General features: G+C 65.9%; 20 protein-coding genes. 16 read left to right on the top strand and 4 right to left on the bottom strand.

The genetic code is table 11. From position 1 onward, the window contains the following. Positions 1 to 42: 42 nt before the first annotated feature. The gene (locus tag OG203_RS07480; protein ID WP_405164940.1) at positions 43 to 762 is read right to left on the bottom strand and encodes a metallophosphoesterase; all 720 of its coding nucleotides are present in this window, start codon (positions 760 to 762) and stop codon (positions 43 to 45) included. 152 nt (positions 763 to 914) lie between these two features. On the opposite strand from OG203_RS07480, the gene OG203_RS07475 reads away from it, so the two are divergent. Further along, positions 915 to 1,451, top strand: coding sequence for a DUF6328 family protein (locus OG203_RS07475; RefSeq protein ID WP_405164939.1), 537 nt, complete (start codon positions 915 to 917; stop codon positions 1,449 to 1,451). A gap of 137 nt (positions 1,452 to 1,588) precedes the next feature. Here OG203_RS07475 and OG203_RS07470 read toward each other — a convergent pair whose 3' ends face one another. After that, complete coding sequence (locus tag OG203_RS07470) at positions 1,589 to 2,806, bottom strand: glycosyltransferase (protein WP_405164938.1); 1,218 nt, start codon at positions 2,804 to 2,806, stop codon at positions 1,589 to 1,591. 160 nt (positions 2,807 to 2,966) lie between these two features. Next, positions 2,967 to 3,173: a DUF6480 family protein gene (locus OG203_RS07465; RefSeq protein ID WP_405164937.1), complete on the bottom strand. Its 207-nt coding sequence runs from the start codon at positions 3,171 to 3,173 to the stop codon at positions 2,967 to 2,969. Between the two features lie 370 nt (positions 3,174 to 3,543). On the opposite strand from OG203_RS07465, the gene OG203_RS07460 reads away from it, so the two are divergent. The 5 genes from OG203_RS07460 to OG203_RS07440 all read left to right on the top strand — a co-directional run bounded on the left by OG203_RS07460 (position 3,544) and on the right by OG203_RS07440 (position 6,922). Next, positions 3,544 to 3,927 carry an STAS domain-containing protein gene (locus tag OG203_RS07460; RefSeq protein ID WP_405164936.1) on the top strand — a complete coding sequence of 128 codons (384 nt, stop codon included), beginning with the start codon at positions 3,544 to 3,546 and terminating at the stop codon, positions 3,925 to 3,927. Positions 3,928 to 4,014: 87 nt separating this feature from the next. Beyond that, complete coding sequence (locus tag OG203_RS07455; protein WP_405167789.1) at positions 4,015 to 4,689, top strand: PAS and ANTAR domain-containing protein; 675 nt, start codon at positions 4,015 to 4,017, stop codon at positions 4,687 to 4,689. A 174-nt stretch (positions 4,690 to 4,863) separates the two neighbouring features. Further along, a complete protein-coding gene (locus tag OG203_RS07450) occupies positions 4,864 to 5,295 on the top strand; it encodes an anti-sigma factor (protein WP_405164935.1) in 432 nt (143 codons plus the stop codon). Beyond that, a complete protein-coding gene (locus OG203_RS07445) occupies positions 5,285 to 6,070 on the top strand; it encodes an RNA polymerase sigma factor SigF (RefSeq protein WP_405164934.1) in 786 nt (261 codons plus the stop codon). The genes OG203_RS07450 and OG203_RS07445 overlap by 11 nt, the downstream gene beginning before the upstream one ends. Before the next feature lie 204 nt (positions 6,071 to 6,274). Next, entirely contained in the window at positions 6,275 to 6,922 is a 648-nt protein-coding gene (locus tag OG203_RS07440; protein WP_405164933.1) for a hypothetical protein, read from the top strand. A gap of 183 nt (positions 6,923 to 7,105) precedes the next feature. Here OG203_RS07440 and OG203_RS07435 read toward each other — a convergent pair whose 3' ends face one another. Beyond that, on the bottom strand, positions 7,106 to 7,324 hold the full coding sequence (locus tag OG203_RS07435) for a hypothetical protein (protein ID WP_405164932.1): 219 nt from the start codon (positions 7,322 to 7,324) through the stop codon (positions 7,106 to 7,108). Positions 7,325 to 7,989: 665 nt separating this feature from the next. Between OG203_RS07435 and OG203_RS07430 the strand changes: the two genes are divergently transcribed. From OG203_RS07430 to OG203_RS07385, 10 genes are all read left to right on the top strand, one after another. Further along, a complete protein-coding gene (locus OG203_RS07430; RefSeq protein WP_405164931.1) occupies positions 7,990 to 8,397 on the top strand; it encodes a hypothetical protein in 408 nt (135 codons plus the stop codon). A gap of 188 nt (positions 8,398 to 8,585) precedes the next feature. Beyond that, a complete protein-coding gene (locus OG203_RS07425; protein WP_405164930.1) occupies positions 8,586 to 8,906 on the top strand; it encodes a hypothetical protein in 321 nt (106 codons plus the stop codon). Between the two features lie 147 nt (positions 8,907 to 9,053). Then, a complete protein-coding gene (locus OG203_RS07420) occupies positions 9,054 to 9,218 on the top strand; it encodes a hypothetical protein (RefSeq protein ID WP_405164929.1) in 165 nt (54 codons plus the stop codon). Beyond that, positions 9,215 to 9,925: a response regulator transcription factor gene (locus tag OG203_RS07415; protein WP_405164928.1), complete on the top strand. Its 711-nt coding sequence runs from the start codon at positions 9,215 to 9,217 to the stop codon at positions 9,923 to 9,925. The genes OG203_RS07420 and OG203_RS07415 overlap by 4 nt, the downstream gene beginning before the upstream one ends. Next, the gene (locus tag OG203_RS07410) at positions 9,912 to 10,991 is read left to right on the top strand and encodes an ATP-binding protein (RefSeq protein ID WP_405164927.1); all 1,080 of its coding nucleotides are present in this window, start codon (positions 9,912 to 9,914) and stop codon (positions 10,989 to 10,991) included. Before OG203_RS07415 ends, OG203_RS07410 begins: the two co-directional genes overlap by 14 nt. Before the next feature lie 84 nt (positions 10,992 to 11,075). Continuing rightward, complete coding sequence (gene ectA / locus OG203_RS07405) at positions 11,076 to 11,678, top strand: diaminobutyrate acetyltransferase (protein WP_405164926.1); 603 nt, start codon at positions 11,076 to 11,078, stop codon at positions 11,676 to 11,678. Continuing rightward, positions 11,675 to 12,952, top strand: coding sequence for a diaminobutyrate--2-oxoglutarate transaminase (ectB, locus tag OG203_RS07400; protein WP_405164925.1), 1,278 nt, complete (start codon positions 11,675 to 11,677; stop codon positions 12,950 to 12,952). The genes ectA and ectB overlap by 4 nt, the downstream gene beginning before the upstream one ends. After that, positions 12,949 to 13,347 carry an ectoine synthase gene (locus OG203_RS07395; protein ID WP_405164924.1) on the top strand — a complete coding sequence of 133 codons (399 nt, stop codon included), beginning with the start codon at positions 12,949 to 12,951 and terminating at the stop codon, positions 13,345 to 13,347. Before ectB ends, OG203_RS07395 begins: the two co-directional genes overlap by 4 nt. A 5-nt stretch (positions 13,348 to 13,352) precedes the next feature. Then, positions 13,353 to 14,258, top strand: coding sequence for an ectoine hydroxylase (thpD, locus tag OG203_RS07390; RefSeq protein WP_405164923.1), 906 nt, complete (start codon positions 13,353 to 13,355; stop codon positions 14,256 to 14,258). Between the two features lie 526 nt (positions 14,259 to 14,784). Next, the gene (locus OG203_RS07385) at positions 14,785 to 16,836 is read left to right on the top strand and encodes an AMP-binding protein (RefSeq protein WP_405167788.1); all 2,052 of its coding nucleotides are present in this window, start codon (positions 14,785 to 14,787) and stop codon (positions 16,834 to 16,836) included. The last annotated feature ends 9 nt before the right edge of the window (positions 16,837 to 16,845 follow it).

Below are 16,845 nucleotides of genomic sequence, written 5' to 3'. Positions count from 1 at the left end.
GCGTCGGGAAATCCGAAACACACGCTCTCCATCGATTGCCGATCACGCGCTGGCGGGCTGCAATTCGTAGACGCGGCAGGCGGCGTGGATGACCGGCTTGGCGACATTGCGTACGGGGACGCCGCCCGGAGTCGTTCCGTGCTCACTGCCCGCGTGCGCATGCCCGTGTAGCGCCAGGTGGGCGCCGTATTCATCGATCGCCTCGCCGAGCAGGTACGAGCCGAGGAAAGGGTAGAGCTCGAGCGGCTCGCCGACCAGGGTGTCGGTGACGGGGGAGTAGTGGGTGAGCGCGATGATCACGTCGGTGGACAGCTCGGCCAGCGCCGAGCCGAGTGATGCCGCCAGATCCACTGTGTGCCCGGCGAATTCGCGCATCTGCCGCTCGCCGAAGATACCGGCGCACTTACCGGCGAAACCGCCGCCGAAGCCCTTGGTTCCGGCGATGCCGAGGGTCCGGCCGTTGATGTCGAACGTGGCCGAGGTGCCCTCCAGGACGACGATGCCGTGGTCGGTCAGCAGTTTCGCGATGTCGTCCTCGGCGTCGCTGTGATGGTCGTGGTTGCCGAGCACCGCGACCACCGGCAGGCCGAGGTCGGCGAACTCGGCGACCACCACCCGCGCCTCGTCGAGGGTGCCGTGATTGGTCAGGTCGCCAGCCAGTAGCAGCACGTCCGCCCGCTCGGGCAGTTCGCGCAGTTCAGGCCGGATCAGGCCGCCTGATTCGGTGCCTAGATGGACATCGCCGATCGCCGCGATCCGCATGAGGCTTCAACTCTTTCCGTCTTCGGTGGGTCTTGACGCCTGCGTGCTGGGCGCGCATGGGGGTGGTACCCGGCGTCTGCCTGGTTAATCGTCGGCGGGCCGGGTATCCGCGTACCTGCGCGAACGCGCGGTCCGGTAGGAGATGACCGACGATGGATTCGTCTCGACGATCGAGAAGGCGGGGAGCGCTAGTGCCCGGAAGCGATGAAACCTGGAACCGGGATGCGCGTGGCGAGACCGAAACCGAACGGCTGGACCGCAATTGGAACAATCTCGTCCAGGAGCTTCGGGTCGTGCAGACCGGGGTGCAGTTCCTCATCTCGGCCCTGTTGATCGTGCCGTTCCAAGCGTCGTTCGGGACGCTGTCGCATCCGTTGCGGGTGCTCTATCTGATCACCCTGTGCGCCGCCATCGGGGCGACGGTGTTCCTGGTCGCGCCGGTGTCCTGGCATCGGATCCTGTTCCGGCGGCATCGCCTGGGCAACGTGGTCGCCGCGGCGCACCGGTGCGCGATGGCGGGCATCAGCCTGCTCGGCATCGCGTTGACCGGGGCGATGGTGTTGGTGGTGAGCATGGTGGCCGGGACGGTCGGAGGGGTGATCGCCGGGGTGGGGATCGCGGTGCTGTTCCTGGTGGCATGGTTGGTCGCGCCGTTGTTCTGGCGCGGACCCAGCAAGCCTGCCGAGTGAGCCTGTCGCCGCCGAGCGAGCCTGCTGACTGAGCTTGTCGACGCCGAGCATGCCTGCTTACTGGGTCTGTCGACCTTGCCCGCCGAGCGAGCCCATCGACGGGGCCCGTCGGCGTGGCACAAGCGGTGGTGGAGCCGTCAGCGGGCCGAGACGACGTCGCCCGCGTGCGCGGGTGCGGCCCGGTGATAGGCAGTGAGCGTTTCCAACGCGACCTGATCCCACGCGTAGCGACTCGCGGCACGCTGATACCCGGCCGCACCCCAGGTGTCGCGCAGGGTCCGGTCCTCGAGCAGTTGCCGCACCGCCCTGGCCACGGTGAGCGGATCCGGTGGCGCGACGAGCCGACCGGTGACCCCGTCGACGATGGTGTCGAGCATCCCGCCGACCGCGGTGGCGACCACCGGCTTCCGGCACGCCATCGCCTCCAAGGGGACCATGCCGAACGGCTCGTACCACGGGGTGCTCAGCACCACATCGGCCGAGCGATACCAGCGCGGCAGTTCGCTGCGGCGGACGTGGCCGAGCATCCGAAGTCGGTCCTGCACATCGTATTCCATCGCGATGCGGCGCAGTCGCCTGCCTTCGCTGTCGTCCTCGATATCGTCGCCGACCGGTCCGCCCGCGATCACCAGTTCGGTATCGGGCAGTTCCTGCAGCGCCTTGATCGCGACGTCGAATCCCTTGCGCGGCACCAACCTTCCGACCGAGAGGACGCGGTGCAAGCGGTGCCGTTGCCCGCGTTCGGCGGTGGCGCCCTCCGGGGTGAAGGCCGAAAGGTCCACTCCGCTCGGCACGGTCGAGATGCGGAACCGGGGGACGCCCATCCTGGTCAGCTCCATCACCTCGTCCGAGGAGGTGGCCACGATATGCGCCGCACGCCCGGCGATGAGGCGCTCGAAGCGAATTCGCGAGCGCGGACTGCTATCGGCAAGTCCTTGATGACGCCGCCGCACGGTGCCGAGTGCGTGGAAGGTGACCACCACCGGAATCCCGTGTGCGCGTGCGGCCAATTCCGCGGCGAGCCCGGACATCCAGAAGTGCGCGTGCACGATGTCCGGGGTATCGAGGCCCCACTGCCGCTGCAGGAAGCTGCCGAAATCGCCTAGGTGCGGCAGGCTTTGGTCGCGCGGCAGCGGTTCGGCCGGGCCAGCGGTCACGTGCACAACGCGGTAGCCCGCGTCGGTGACCAGCTCCGGCGGGAGTCTCGGATCGTCGCGGCGGGTGTACACGGTGACGTCGTGTCCGCGCCGCACGTAGGCCGCGGCCAACTCCGCGACGTGGATATGCTGGCCGGTCGCAGTGGTTCCGAGCCCGGCGAGGGGGCTGGCGTGCTCGGAAACCATGGCAATCTTCACGATGTGCTCCGTTCTCACCACGGGTGACGGGCACACGGCGGCGCTGCACGGTGCCCGCGACCAGGCATCGCGTGACATGTGTTGAATTCGGGTATGCCCCAGTTATGCCCGTGCGGGCGAGAACGAAACCACCGACCCCACTTCGCAATACGAGACGCGATCAGATCATGGACACGACGATCCCGAACGCGACCGCCGTGAAAACGACCACTAGCAGCATCGTCGCGACCATCGCCGCGACGCCGGTGCCGGGGAAGTGGTGGCTGGTCGACGGCTCGGGCGCCGACAAGCCGGCGGTCTGCGCCGTCTCCGGTGGGGTCGAGCCCGGCGGTACGCCACCGCCCGGCTCGAGGTCGGGTGTCGTCATCGGGTCGGGGTCCATCCACTAGGCCTACCCGGTCTGCGGACCAGCAATCCGGGCCTGGTTTGCCAGCGCGGATTACGGGCAGTCGACCAACAAGAGGACTTCCGCGCGCCCACTGAACAGCGCTCGGAGCCCCGCGCACTCGCCTGAATCTGTGACATCGGCTACAGACCGTGCAACACTGTAGGGAGGTTGAGACTACAGCCGACCCCGGTTCGACGCAGGGCGCACCACACCCGCCGGAATCCGGACGATGGGATCGTAGCGACAACCTATTCGCGATGTTGCGACAGTTGTTCGCCCCTTTGGTCTCCTCATCGGCCGATCCTGTCGCGTAGGACTGGAATTGCCCCCTTATACGGGAGGTTCAGTTATGTCCGCTAGTTCCGCACTGCATGAGCACGCCGAGGGCGTGCACCGGAACGGCTCGGTGCCGCGCGTAGACCGCCGCCAAGAATGTGTGGTGGTCCGCGTCGAAGGCGAACTGGATGCGGCCGCGAGTCCGCAATTCTTCGCCACGATCGAACGGGCGGTTCGCTCGAACTGCCATGCCGTGGTCATCGATCTGCGGGCAGCGCGATTCCTCAGTCTCCGGGCCGCGAGCGCGCTCGGTTCGGTCAGGCAACGTGCCGCGTCCGACGGCACCGATGTGCGCATCGTCGCCGGTCAGCAGGCGATCGAGCGGTCGCTGGAGGTCTCCGGCGTGCGGCCGCTGTTCAGTAACTATCCGTCGATGCGCGCCGCGCTCGACGGGTAGGGATCAACTGATTCACGATCTGGCGTGGCGCCCGCCGATCTGGTCGCGTGGCGTGCCCGAACGACGGATACTTGCGCTGTGACTGAAATGGGGCCGGTCCAGCCCGAGGATTCTCGTGCGCTGGATCGGGTGATCGGATTAGGGACACCGCAGAGTGTCGGCAGTTTTCGTTTCTGGTTCGCCGATCAGCGGTGGGAATGGTCGGACGAGGTCGCGACGATGCACGGGTATTCGCCAGGGAGCGTCGCACCGAGCACCGACCTATTGCTGACACACAAGCACCCCGATGATCGCGCCCAGGTGGCCAACGCACTGGCCAAGTCGATCGAGCACGGCGAGCCGTTCTCCAGCAGGCACCGCATCATCGACACGGCCGGCGGTATTCACCACGTCATCGTCGTCGCCGACCATTTGTTCGACGACGACGGCCAGGTGGCGGGAACCGCTGGCTACTACATCGACGTGACCGACGCCCTCGAACACCACAGGCAGGAAGCGCTCGACGACACGCTGCCCGAGCTGTGGGCCTCGCGCGCGGTGATCGAGCAGGCCAAGGGCGCGGTGATGCTGGTCTACGGCGTCAGTCCGGAACAGGCGTTCCGGGTGCTCAGCTGGCGCTCCCAGGAGACCAATATCAAGCTGCGCACCCTGGCCTCGCGGCTGGTCGCCGACCTCGGCTCGCTCACCGGCTCGACCGTCGGGCTGCGCACCCAGTTCGACCACCTGCTGTTGACCGCGCACGAGCGGATCGATGCCGGCTGATCTCGCCCGTACGTTTCGGGTGCACCGCGGCGGGTACGACGGTAGGGATGAGGAGCGCCGCGGCCTCGGAGTTCTGGCCTGTCGCGGGGCTGGGCAGCGGGCGGCCCGGAAGAACTCGGATCGGCGATAGCCGACGGCTCCGGGTTTGGCTGCGAGAGCAAGGTGGTGATGGGCATGGGGGAATGGACTTCCCGATCCTCTACGGAAACAACGACAATCGGTGTCCGAATCCCCGCGCAGCTGGAACAGTTGACGATGCTGCGCGCGCTCGCCGAGACGGTCGCCCTGATCGCCGACTTCGCCCTCGATGAGGTCACCGATATTCGCCTCGCGCTCGATGAGGTCGCCACCTCATTGATTCTGGACGCGGTGCCCGGCTCCAGCCTCGACTGCGAATTCACCTATGACACCAGCCAGATGTTCGTCCATGTCGCCTCGATAGCCACCTCGGAATCGGTGGTGGGGCAGGCCGGATTCGGCTGGCATATCGTGCGCACGTTGACCCATTCGATCGCCGCCGCGCAGGCCCCGTTCGACGGGGTCATTTCCGGGTATCCCACTGTTGTCGACTTCAGTTGGATACGAGGGGCATCGGATGCCGGGTGAATCGAGATCGCGCGGCGACAGCTACGACAATATCGAGCCACTCTTCGAGAAGATCGCCGCGTTGCGCGAGGACGACCCGCGGCGCGAGACTATGCGCGAGGAGCTGATCGGGCGCTGCCTACCGCTGGCCGAACACATCGCGCGTAAATTCGCCGGGCGCGGTGAGAATTTCGATGATCTGCTGCAGGTCGCCAGGCTCGGTCTGGTGCAGGCGACGGATCGGTTCGATGTTACCCGTGGTTCGTCGTTTCTGGCGTTCGCGGTGCCGACCATCATGGGCGAGGTGCGCAGGCACTTCAGGGACAACACCTGGTCGGTACGAGTTCCGCGGCGTACCAAGGAGATTCAGCTCAGTATCGGTTCGACGGTGGAGGCGCTGTCGCAGCGGCTCGGCCGGATGCCGCGGGCGCGGGAGATCGCTCAGGAGCTGGAAGTCGACATCGTCGAGGTCACCCAGGCGCTGATCGCGGGAAACGCCTATCAGTCGTCGTCCATCGATGCGGTGGCAGGCGACGATATCGAGAACGCGCCGCTGCCGCTGCTGGAAAGCCTTGGGGCAGAGGAGCCTTCCTTCCATCTGGTGGAGGACTACCTCGCCGTTCGGCCATTGATCGAAGAGCTGCCAGAGCGTGAGCGTCAGGTGCTGATCATGCGGTTCTTCGAGAACAAGACGCAGACGGAGATCGCGGACGTGCTCGGGGTTTCCCAGATGCATGTCTCGCGGATTCTGTCGCGAACTCTGAATCAGCTGCGCGAGCAGGCATTACGGGACTGAGAGTCCGGTCAAGGCTTTTCGAACCATTCTACCGAAATCATCCCGCATGTGGAATTCCTTGCAGCGTAGATGATTTCGACGTGACGCGCAGTATCAGCTATTGCTGTTAGGGATATGTTGCCCGTAAGTTTCTATTTGGCAGCACATTTCAACTCGCTGTCATGTTGTTCATTGGTTCACTGTCTTTCCTCAAAGGAGTGCGTAATGCTCAGCAAACTGTTTTTCGCGCGGGCGACCCTGGTTGCGGTGAGTTGTACGGCGGCCGCGATGGCGGTCGGCGTCGGCCCGGCACAGGCCGCGAGCTCGACCACGGTCAGCCCGGCCGGCGCCGCCGTCTCGGCGACCAACCAGGGGCCTGTGACCGCAACGGCAGGTGCGGTCACGGTCACCTGCAATACCGTCACCGCGACCGGTTCCGTGCCGGCGGCACCGAACAACCAGAACTCGGGCGGCGCGGTGACGGTGCAGATCGGCGCGCCGACCATCACCGACTGCTCGACCAATCTGCCGGGCCTCGACGCGACCGTAACCACCAGTGGCACTTGGACGGTGGCGGTGCAGAACGGGTCGCCGATCGTCGGAAGCCTGACGATCCCCAAGGGCGGAATGACGATCAAGAACTCCGGGATAGCGTCCTGCACCGCCGTGGTCGCGCCGGACGGACCCGCGACGGTGAACGGCACCTTCACCAATGGCAACCCGTCGACGGTGGCGGTCAGCAACGGTTCGGCGCCGATCAACGTGACCGGTGACGTCCTCTGCCCGACGAATGAGACAACGGGAACGGTGTCGGCCACCTTGGCGCTGAAGAACACCACCGATCCGTCGCAGCCGATCACGGTCGGCCCTTAAGGATCCGATCAGGCCAACAGGGCCCGCGTACAGGACGTTGTACGCGGGCCCTTCGTCTGCGTCACGGCGGCAGGTGTGGCCACTGGGTAGGTTCCCCACTTGCCTGCGGTGGTATCTAGGCGAGCCGATACAAACAATGCGGCCCGGATTGCTCCGGGCCGCATCGCATTTCGCTCTGTGAGATCAGCTGCCCGTACCCGAGCCGCTCGTGATCATCTTCAAGATAAGCCCCAAAACCGTAGTGCCGGAGCCGGAGCTGAGAAGACCGATCGGGTCCTGAACCGTGGAAGCGGACGGGGCACTCTGGCCCTGTTCGACGGGTACTGCCGCCGCGATACCCGAACCTGCGGAAACGATACCGGCCACCGCGAGGGCAACGCCGAACGCGCGCACTTTGCTCATCTGACTTCTTTCCCTTGCGAAACTGCAGTTGAAGACAGTCTCGGAACCAACCAAACATGCTGTAACACAAGGGTTATCATGTTTGTTGGCGGTGCGCGAGAGCTTGATCCGGCACGAACCGCTCGATCGGTCATGCCCGGAATGCGAACGGGCGCTTAATGATCGATCATGTTTCCGGCGCGCTGGTCTCAGATCGTTGGCTGTCCTGTTCCCGCAGTAGGCTGCGTCGGCGGGAAGGGCCCGCCCGGCTCCGGTACCGGCGGGAGTGGGCTTGGGCCGCCGGGATTTGGCGGAGCGGGTGCCGGGTCCGGACCGGGCACCGGCGGAACCGGATTCGGCGGAGCGGGTGCCGGATCGGGACCTGGCACCGGTGGAATGGGATCGGGATTCGGCATCGGTGGGACCGGGCTCGGCTCGGGAGACACTGGACTAGTCATCTGTTTCCTCCTCGGGTCCGTGTTACCCACCCGCGCCCGGCTGAATCGGCCGCGGTCGCCACCGTGTTGTGGGTGACTCGCCTCACAGATGCGCTGGTGGTCAGCATTTTTCGGGGCGCTTTTGCCCGATTCTGCGGTCGAGTGGCCGACAGCCGGTTTGCACGAAGTTCACGTCGGGTACGTGAAAGAGAGCCGGACATACGATGCCGATGGCTCAGGAGCTCGTTTATGAACGATCACCGACTAGGCACCCGGATTCCGTACGCCGGACCGGGGAGCGCAAGGTCGCCGAAATACTCGCAGGAAATCCAGTCGCCCGAGCGGATGGATCGCATGCGCGCCGCAAATGTGGAACGCACACGCGTCACCAGGAACCACGACATCATCCGGCAGTGGGCGGAGCGGCGTGGTGCACGCCCCGCGACCATGCCGGGTAGCGAAGACAACGGGCAAATCAGGGTGTTGCGCTTCGATTTTCCGGGATATGGGGGCGCGGTGCTTCGGCCGGTGGATTGGGACGAATGGTTCGCCACCTTCGACGCTCGGCACATGCATTTTCGCTGCCAGGATCGGCGCGCGGACGGGACGCCGAGCAATTTCAACCGCCTGGAACGTCCGACTCGCGAGGATCGCTGAGTTCGGCCCGATCGAGCGGCAAATCATCCGCTGACCGAGCCTCGATACACCATCGCGGCGGAGCGGATGAACAGCTAGTGGCTCCCATGTGTCGGGCATCACGTAACGGTTGCGTAACGAGTGCGATCGGGACAAGAGTGGAGAGTAGCCAGCCAGACGCTGACCGACTGGCCGGAAGGGAACTCGACATGCGTGCAGAACTCGCGGCCATCACGGTGGCGGCGTTCGGCAGCGGCTCGGCAGCCGCCATCGGCGTGAGTCCCGTCACCGGCGGCACCGAGGTCGAACTCGACCAGGTCGAGAGCGGTGCCAGCGCACTCCTGAGCCTCGGCCCGGCTATCGGCGCACTGCCCCCGAACTACCCGCCGCGCGGCAAACAGGTTCTGGGCGAAGCGATTTCGGCCAAGGCGCAGGAGTCGACCCGGTCGCCCAGCAGCGGCGCGATCCGCACCATCGTCGGTCCGATCACCGCACCCGCGGCGATCGGTGTGCGGCTCAATGGCTATTGATCGAGCGTCCAGTCGACGTTTACCCCACGGATTGCTGGGGTATTTGGAACATCGGCAAGGTGCTCGAACAGCGGAATGTCGCGTCGGTATGGGGATGCGAAGTTCCGTACCGGTGACGCGTTTCGCGTGTCTGCAAAGGATAGGTATTTGAGCGAGCGCAGCGAGCGAACAATGGGCACAGCCGCCATCGCGGTCACGGCGGAGCCGAGCGTCAGCGAGGTGGAGGCTTTGAGCGAGCGCAGCGAGCGAACAATGGGCACAGCCGCCATCGCGGTCACGGCGGAGCCGAGCGCTAGCGAGGTGGAGGCGTGAGCGCGAACCTGATGATCGTTGAGGATGACGACAGGGTGCGTGGTGCGCTTCGGCTCGCCATGGAGGACGAAGGCTATGACGTCGAGGAGGCGGAAGAGGCCGAGGACGCGCTCACCCATCTGCGCAGCAACGGTGTTCCCGATGTGATGATCGTCGATCTGATGCTCGGCGGCATGGATGGCTTCGACTGCATCCGCGAGATCCGCCGCGAGCACGACGTGCCGATCATTGTGGTCAGCGCCCGTGACGATACCCACGATGTGGTGGCCGCGCTGGAAGCCGGTGCCGACGATTTCGTGACGAAGCCGTTCGAGATCAAGGAGATCACCGCGCGGATGCGCGCGGTGCGTCGCCGCGCCCGCCTGACCGTCGAGCGCGACGCACCGCAGGAGATGGTGCTCGACGCCGATCCGGACACCCCGCTGGTACTCGCGCAGGACGGCGGCGTCGTCCGCCGCGGCGACGAGGAGATCCGGCTCACGCTCACCGAATTCCGCCTGCTGTGTGAGCTGGCCGAAGCGCCGGGCCGGGTGCTCAGCCGCACCGTGTTGCTCGAACGCGTTTGGGACCAAGGGTTTTTCGGTGACGAGCGGATCGTCGACGTGCACATGCGTCGGCTGCGCACCAAGATCGAACGGGATCCGTCCGAGCCACGCGTTGTTGTCACTGTGCGCGGGCTCGGCTATCGCCTCGATGTCCAGCGCTGAGCGCTGGTTCGATCCGAAACGCTGGAGTCTGCGCGGCCGGGTGACGGCCATGTTCGCGGCGATCGCCGCGCTCATGTCGCTGGTGCTCGTCGTGTCGGTGTTCACCATCAGCCGCAGCTATCTGGAACACGCGCAGGCCGGCGGCACCGACCTGCAGTCGAATCTGAACCTGCTGCGCAATGTGCTGATCGGCTGCGCCGTGGTGGTGACGCTGATCGGCGCCGCCGTCGGCTGGTGGGCGAGCAGGCGCGTGCTGACGCCGCTGCATCAGTTGGCCGCCGCGGCCGCCAAGATCGCCTCGGGTGATCTGGATCTGCGCCTGTCCGACACCCGTGACCAGGATCTGGCCACGACGGTGGAGTCGTTCAACAGCATGGTCGACTCGCTGCAGCGCCGGATCGAGCGCGAGCATGTGCTGTTCGGCGATGTCAGCCACGAGTTGCGCACGCCGCTGACCACCCTGATGGCCAGCGTCGACGTGCTGAACCGGCACCGCGAGGATCTACCGGAACGTTCCCAGCGCGCGCTCGGGCTGGTCACCGTCGAGGTGGATCATCTGCGGCGGCTGCTCGACGATCTGCTGGCCTTGGCGCGAGTCGAGGCTGGTATGCATCGCGGCGATATGGAACCGCTCTCGGTGCGCGATCTGCTGACGCACACCCTGGCCGAGCGGCGGTACGCGCCGGATCTGCTGACCATCCACGACGACGTCGTGGTGCGCGGCCGCAAGCTGGAGCTGGAACGTGCGGTGGGCAACCTGCTGCGCAATGCCGATCTGCACGGCGGCGGCGTGGTCGCGGTCGCCGCGGACCGGCGCGACGGCGCCGCGGTGATCATTGTGGACGACGCGGGGCCCGGCGTGCCACCGCTGGACCGGGTTCGTATCTTCGAACGTTTCGCCACAGCGCGCAGCGGTCGTCGCTCGGCAACGGGCACCGGCATCGGCCTCGCGCTGGTCGCGGAAACCGTCACAAAGCACGGTGGCCAGGTCGAATGCACCGATCGGCCGGGCGGCGGCGCCCGGTTCGTCGTCACCATGCCCGGACTCGAAGCAATCGAGTCGTAACACAACCGTAATGAAGTCGACCAGGCCACCTCAAAGTTGGTTCGTAAGCCTGGATAAGTACTGCGGACCCGACCAGGGAGTTGTATGTCACTGCCAACGTTGAACACCGCGGAGCTCGAACGAATCCGTGTCGAACAGGCCGCGGCCGCGCTGGGAAACGCCCCGGCCCGCAAACAGACCGGCCCCGCCGTCGTACTGCGCGCCCCACGCGTCAGCGACGGCGCTCAGCTGTGGCGGATCGCCAAAGACTCCGCCGTGCTCGACACCAATTCGAGCTACGCGTACGTGCTGTGGTGTCGTGACTTCGCGGCAACCTCGGTCGTCGCCGAGGTGAACGGCCGCGTCGTCGGCTTCGTGATCGGCTACCTCCGGCCACAGGCGCCGGACACGGTGTTCGTCTGGCAGGTGGCCGTCGATCAAGCCCAGCGGGGCAACGGAACCGGTGCGCAGCTACTCAACGCATTGCTCAACAACGTTGCCGCACAGGGAGTTTCGAAGCTGGAAACGACGATCTCGCCGGACAACGCCGCATCGATCGCCCTGTTCACCTCGGTGGCACGGCGCCGCGATGCCCGAATCACCAAGCATCCCTTGTTCGACGCGGGTGTCTTCCCGGACAGCCACGCGCCCGAGGATCTCTATCTCATCGCACCGAACGCTCGCACAACGCAGGAGGACCACCGATGATCAACGCCGATACGAGCATTTTCGAAAGTCTGGAATCGAACGTCCGCGGCTACTGCCGCAACTGGCCGACCGTATTCAGCAAAGCCAAGGGCAGCTGGTTACGTGACGAGAACGGCAACGACTATCTCGACTTCTTCGCCGGCGCTGGCGCGCTGAACTACGGCCACAACAACGACGTGCTCAAGCAGCCGCTGCTGGACTACATCGCGGGCGACGGCATCACGCACGGCCTCGACATGTCGACCACGGCCAAGCGCGACCTGCTGACCACCTTGCGCGACACCCTGTTCGTGCCACGCGGCCTCGACTACAAGGTTCAGTTCCCCGGGCCGACGGGAGCCAACGCCGTCGAGGCGGCGCTCAAGCTCGCCCGCAAGATCACCGGGCGGGAAACGATCGTCAGCTTCACCAACGCCTTCCACGGCATGACCCTCGGCGCGCTGTCGGTCACCGGCAATGCGGCCAAGCGCGCCGGCGCCGGTGTGCCGCTGGTGCACGCGGCGCACATGCCCTACGACGGCTACTTCGACGGCACCACCGCCGACTTCCAGTGGATGGAAAAGGTTTTGGACGACACCTCGTCGGGCTTCGACCGCCCCGCCGCGGTGATCGTGGAGACCGTGCAGGGTGAGGGAGGCGTCAATGTCGCTCGCGCCGAATGGCTTCGGCATCTGGCCGGGCTCTGCGAGGCCCGCGAGATCCTGCTGATCGTCGACGACGTGCAGATGGGATGCGGCCGCACCGGGCCGTTCTTCTCCTTCGAGCTCGCCGGGATCACCCCGGACATCGTCACGCTGTCGAAGTCGATCGGCGGCTACGGCCTGCCGATGGCGCTGGTGCTGTTCAAGTCCGAGCACGACCAGTGGTCGCCGGGCGAGCACAACGGCACCTTCCGCGGCAACAACCCGGCGTTCGTCACGGCGAGTGTCGCGCTGCGGCACTACTGGTCCGACGGCACACTGCAGGCCTCGACGCTGGCCAAGGGCGATCGGGTCGCCAGGACGCTCGGCGAGCTGGCCGACAACGTGCCCGGTCTCTCGACCCGCGGTCGCGGCCTGGTGCAGGGCATGGTGTTCGACGACGCCTCGCAGGCGAGCAAGGTCTGCCAGGTCGCCTTCGAGCGCGGCCTGCTGGTGGAGACCTCCGGCTCCACCGACGAGGTGGTGAAGTTGTTGCCGCCGTTGACGATTACCGATCAGGAACTCGACCACGGCCTCGGCATCCTCACCGGCGCCATCGACACCGTCTGCAGTGGAATGGGAGCAATCGCATGATCGTGCGCAGCACCGAAGAGATCACCGATACCGAGCGCGACGTGGCGGGCGAGGGGTGGCGCAGCAAGCGCATCATCCTCGGCGGTGACGGCGTCGGCTTCTCCTTCCACGAGACCACCATCGAGGCGGGCACCACCCACGAGTTCCATTACCGTTACCATGTAGAAGCGGTATGGCTGATCGAGGGCACCGGCAGCCTCACCGACCTCGACAACAATGTCACCTACGTGCTCGAGCCCGGTTCGATGTATCTGCTCGACGAACACGAACGGCACCGCCTAGAGGCGCGCACCAAGATGCGAATGATGTGCGTGTTCAATCCGCCGGTCACCGGGCAGGAGGTCCACGACAGTAGCGGCGCATACCCGTTGGTCGCAGCGACGATCGGGGGATAGGCGGTATGGTTTTGCAGCACACCGAAACTCGACCCGAGACCGGCCGAATCGATCGTTACCCGACTCGGCTCAGCACCCAGGGAACGCATCTGGATCGCAAGGATCCGACGGTGTGGGGCCGGGTCGAGAGCCCGGAGCTGGCGAGCTTCGACACCAATGGCTTCGCCAGCGTCGACGACCTGCTCACCCCCACCGAGGTCGCTGACTTCAGCGCCGAAATCGGCCGTCTCGCAGGCGATCCGGCGCTGCGTGATGACGACAGGGTGATCGTGGAGAAGTCGTCGAAGCGGGTGCGTTCGGTCTTCCAGGTGCACCGGCTCAGCGCGGCGATCGCCGACCTGACGCGCGAGTCCAGGGTCGCCGGGCTGGCCAGGCAGATCCTCGGTTCCGAGGTCTACATCCACCAGAGCCGGGTGAACTACATGCCAGGGTTCCGCGGCACCGGCTTCTACTGGCACTCGGATTTCGAGACCTGGCACGCCGAGGACGGCATGCCGGCGCCGAGGGCGGTGAGCCTGTCCATCGCGCTGACCGACAACTATCCGATCAACGGCAGCCTGATGGTGATGCCCGGCTCGCACCGGACGTTCGTGCCCTGCCTCGGCAGCACGCCCGCCGAGCACTATCGGGAGTCGTTGCAGGAGCAGGAAATCGGGGTGCCGACCCAGGACGACATCACCACGCTGGCGAACACGTACGGCATCAGCCAGTTCACCGGCCGGGCCGGATCGGCGCTGCTGTTCGACTCGAATCTGATGCACGGCTCGTCCAACAACATCACCCCGTTCCCGCGCTCGAACATCTTCCTGGTGTTCAACAGCGTGGAAAACACCCTGGTAGAACCGTTCGCGGCACCCGCGCCGCGCCCCGGTTACATCGGCAGCCGCGACTTCACGCCGCTGCCAGCCTGATTCGGCCACCGAAGGCGCCCGTGGAGTCCGACTCCGACGGCGCCTTCGGTCGGAGTCGGACACTCGCCGCGCGCCCCGAGCGCATCGGCGGTACGATCCTCTCGGCCATCCGCCGTTGTCTCCCCACACGGCCCGATCCGGCCCCGCATCCGGCAAGCCCGCCAAAGTTTCTTCCGGCGTGTGCAAAGTTCTGGACAACACGACGGCGTTGGCGTTCGCCACAAGATCACTCCTCGCCCCGGCGCCGCGTGATCGCGACCACGCGCCGATCAGGCCGCCGACCGACGCTGTGCGCGTGGCTTTCTCGATCCAATACCTGATCAGGGCTGGCCCGGCGCCGTTTTCGCGGTAATTGTGCAGAGTGCTGTCACGTGCCCGCACCTCGCACAAAAATGGGCGATCGACCAGTTAAGCGGCAAATCATGGGCAACGCGTGCAGTGCTTGACCTACTTGTTACCGATGGGTACAACTACGTAACCATGCCGACGCATACCGCTCGGTCGGCCCATGAAGAATTGCACGCAGTTGGTAACGGACGTCATCACTATCGATGCGGAGTTCGCGGCCGCACGCAAAGCACTGTGGGACTTTTTCATGGACCCGCAGACCTATACCCGGATGTTCCTCGGAATCGGAGACTGTGATCGTGCGGAAACCTCGGACACGCACCCCGTTCTCCTGATCCGTGCGCGGCACGCCGGCAACGAGCTCACCGTGCCCGCGCTGCGGCTGGTGATCGGCAAGGAGCTGGAGACCTTCGAGCTGCAGTGCCCCGGCCTCGGCAGTTTCGCCGCGGTGCGACTACGCGGCGAGCAGGAGCAGACCCGGATCACCATCACCTACTTCGGCGCGGCCAGGATCCATCCGTGGATCGCCGAGCAGGACAACGAACAGGTGATCGCCTGGACCATGGCCGGCCTCGACCGGATCGTCGATGCCATCATCGGCGCACCGACGTCGGTGCTGGTCAACGGCGAGGAGTCGGCGGCGAAACAGCAGGTCGGTACGCTGCGGCAGATGGTGTCGACCGGTGTCGTGCGCACCTACCGGCCCGACCGCGCGCTCAAGCAGATGGGCGGGCTTGCCAAATGGGGATTCACCCTGGCCGGTGGTTACGCGGCCGCCGCCGGGCATTCGCCGAATCGCTTGGCCGTGGTGGATGACGTGTCCGCTTATACGTTCGGTCAAATGCACGATCGCACACACAAACTCGCGTCGGCGCTGACGCTGCTCGGCATCGGCGCGCGCGACAAAGTCGGGCTACTCTCGCGCAACCGCGTGGCAATGGTCGAGTGCATGGTCGCCACCGGCAAATTGGGTGTGGACACGGTGCTGCTGAATACCGGGCTGTCGGCCAGGCAGATCGAGGACGTCGCCGACCGGCACGGGCTGTCCGCGATCTTCCTCGATGACGAATACGACGAGCAGTGCAAGTACCTGGCGTCCGGGGTGCCTCGGTTCGCCACCGGCCGGGAGTCGGTATTCGAGCGCAACACCGTCGACGACCTGATCGCGCTCGAGGCGCCGACCTTTCCCCGGCCTTCGCATCCTGGCCGGTTGATCGTGCTCACGTCGGGCACCAGCGGGACGCCCAAGAGCGCACAACGCCCGCAGCCCAAGGGATTCGGGACGGTCGCGGCGTTGCTGTCACGCATTCCGTTGCGGATGGACGAGACCATGCTCATCCCCGCGCCGCTGTTCCACACCTGGGGGTTGGCTGCGCTGCAGATCAGCACGCCGATCCGCGCGAGTGTTGTACTGCCGGAACGGTTCGACGCCGAGGACTGTCTTCGGTTGATCGAGGAGCACGCCGTCACCTCGCTGATCGTGGTTCCGGTGATGGTGAACCGAATCCTGGATCTGCCGGCCCACATTCGCGATCGCTACGACACGTCCAGCCTGCGGGTGGTCGCGAGTTGCGGTGCGCCCCTTGCCGGTCCGACGGTGCTCAAGTTCATGGACAGCTTCGGCGACGTGCTCTACAACGTCTACGGCTCGACCGAGGTCTCCTGGGCCACCATCGCCGATCCGGCCGATCTGCGCGCGGCGCCGACCACTGCTGGCCGCCCGCCGCTCGGCACGAAACTCGCTGTGCTCGACAAGGATCTGCGTCCGGTGCCGCGCGGCGTGACCGGACGCATCTTCGTGCTCAACCACATGCTCTTCGACGGCTACACCGACGCCAAGCCGCCGACCGAATCGGGCGGCATGCTCGACACCGGCGATCTCGGCTACCTCGACGCCGACGGGCTGCTGTTCGTGGCGGGCCGCGACGACGAGATGATCATCTCCGGCGGCGAGAACGTCTTCCCGCGCCCGGTCGAGGAGGCGTTGTCGCATCTGCCGCAGGTCAGCGAGGTCGCGGTGGTCGGCGTGCCGGACAAGGAGTACGGCCAGCGGCTTGCCGCGTTCGTGGTGACGCGGGAAGGGTTCGGGCTGGATCGCGACATGGTCCGCAACTACATCCGGCATCGGCTCAGCCGGTTCTCGGTGCCGCGCGACGTGACGTTCCTGGAGGCGCTGCCACGCAACGCGACCGGAAAGATCCTGAAGCGCACGCTGATTCAGCCGAGCTGAGCGCGGGCC

The organism is Nocardia sp. NBC_01499 (genome assembly GCF_045040275.1).
Lineage (GTDB): Bacteria > Actinomycetota > Actinomycetes > Mycobacteriales > Mycobacteriaceae > Nocardia.
This window is presented reverse-complemented; position numbering and strand designations above follow the sequence as displayed.

Coding starts and splice junctions, on each gene's coding strand:
- OG203_RS07480 (WP_405164940.1), bottom strand. CDS start 762: ATGCGGATCGCGGCGATCGGCGATGTCCATCTAGGCACCGAATCAGGC.
- OG203_RS07410 (WP_405164927.1), top strand. CDS start 9,912: ATGTCCAGCGCTGAGCGCTGGTTCGATCCGAAACGCTGGAGTCTGCGC.
- OG203_RS07460 (WP_405164936.1), top strand. CDS start 3,544: ATGTCCGCTAGTTCCGCACTGCATGAGCACGCCGAGGGCGTGCACCGG.
- OG203_RS07425 (WP_405164930.1), top strand. CDS start 8,586: ATGCGTGCAGAACTCGCGGCCATCACGGTGGCGGCGTTCGGCAGCGGC.
- OG203_RS07475 (WP_405164939.1), top strand. CDS start 915: ATGGATTCGTCTCGACGATCGAGAAGGCGGGGAGCGCTAGTGCCCGGA.
- ectB (WP_405164925.1), top strand. CDS start 11,675: ATGATCAACGCCGATACGAGCATTTTCGAAAGTCTGGAATCGAACGTC.
- OG203_RS07440 (WP_405164933.1), top strand. CDS start 6,275: ATGCTCAGCAAACTGTTTTTCGCGCGGGCGACCCTGGTTGCGGTGAGT.
- OG203_RS07450 (WP_405164935.1), top strand. CDS start 4,864: ATGGGGGAATGGACTTCCCGATCCTCTACGGAAACAACGACAATCGGT.
- OG203_RS07430 (WP_405164931.1), top strand. CDS start 7,990: ATGAACGATCACCGACTAGGCACCCGGATTCCGTACGCCGGACCGGGG.
- OG203_RS07465 (WP_405164937.1), bottom strand. CDS start 3,173: ATGACGACACCCGACCTCGAGCCGGGCGGTGGCGTACCGCCGGGCTCG.
- OG203_RS07455 (WP_405167789.1), top strand. CDS start 4,015: ATGGGGCCGGTCCAGCCCGAGGATTCTCGTGCGCTGGATCGGGTGATC.
- thpD (WP_405164923.1), top strand. CDS start 13,353: ATGGTTTTGCAGCACACCGAAACTCGACCCGAGACCGGCCGAATCGAT.
- OG203_RS07445 (WP_405164934.1), top strand. CDS start 5,285: ATGCCGGGTGAATCGAGATCGCGCGGCGACAGCTACGACAATATCGAG.
- OG203_RS07435 (WP_405164932.1), bottom strand. CDS start 7,324: ATGAGCAAAGTGCGCGCGTTCGGCGTTGCCCTCGCGGTGGCCGGTATC.
- OG203_RS07395 (WP_405164924.1), top strand. CDS start 12,949: ATGATCGTGCGCAGCACCGAAGAGATCACCGATACCGAGCGCGACGTG.
- ectA (WP_405164926.1), top strand. CDS start 11,076: ATGTCACTGCCAACGTTGAACACCGCGGAGCTCGAACGAATCCGTGTC.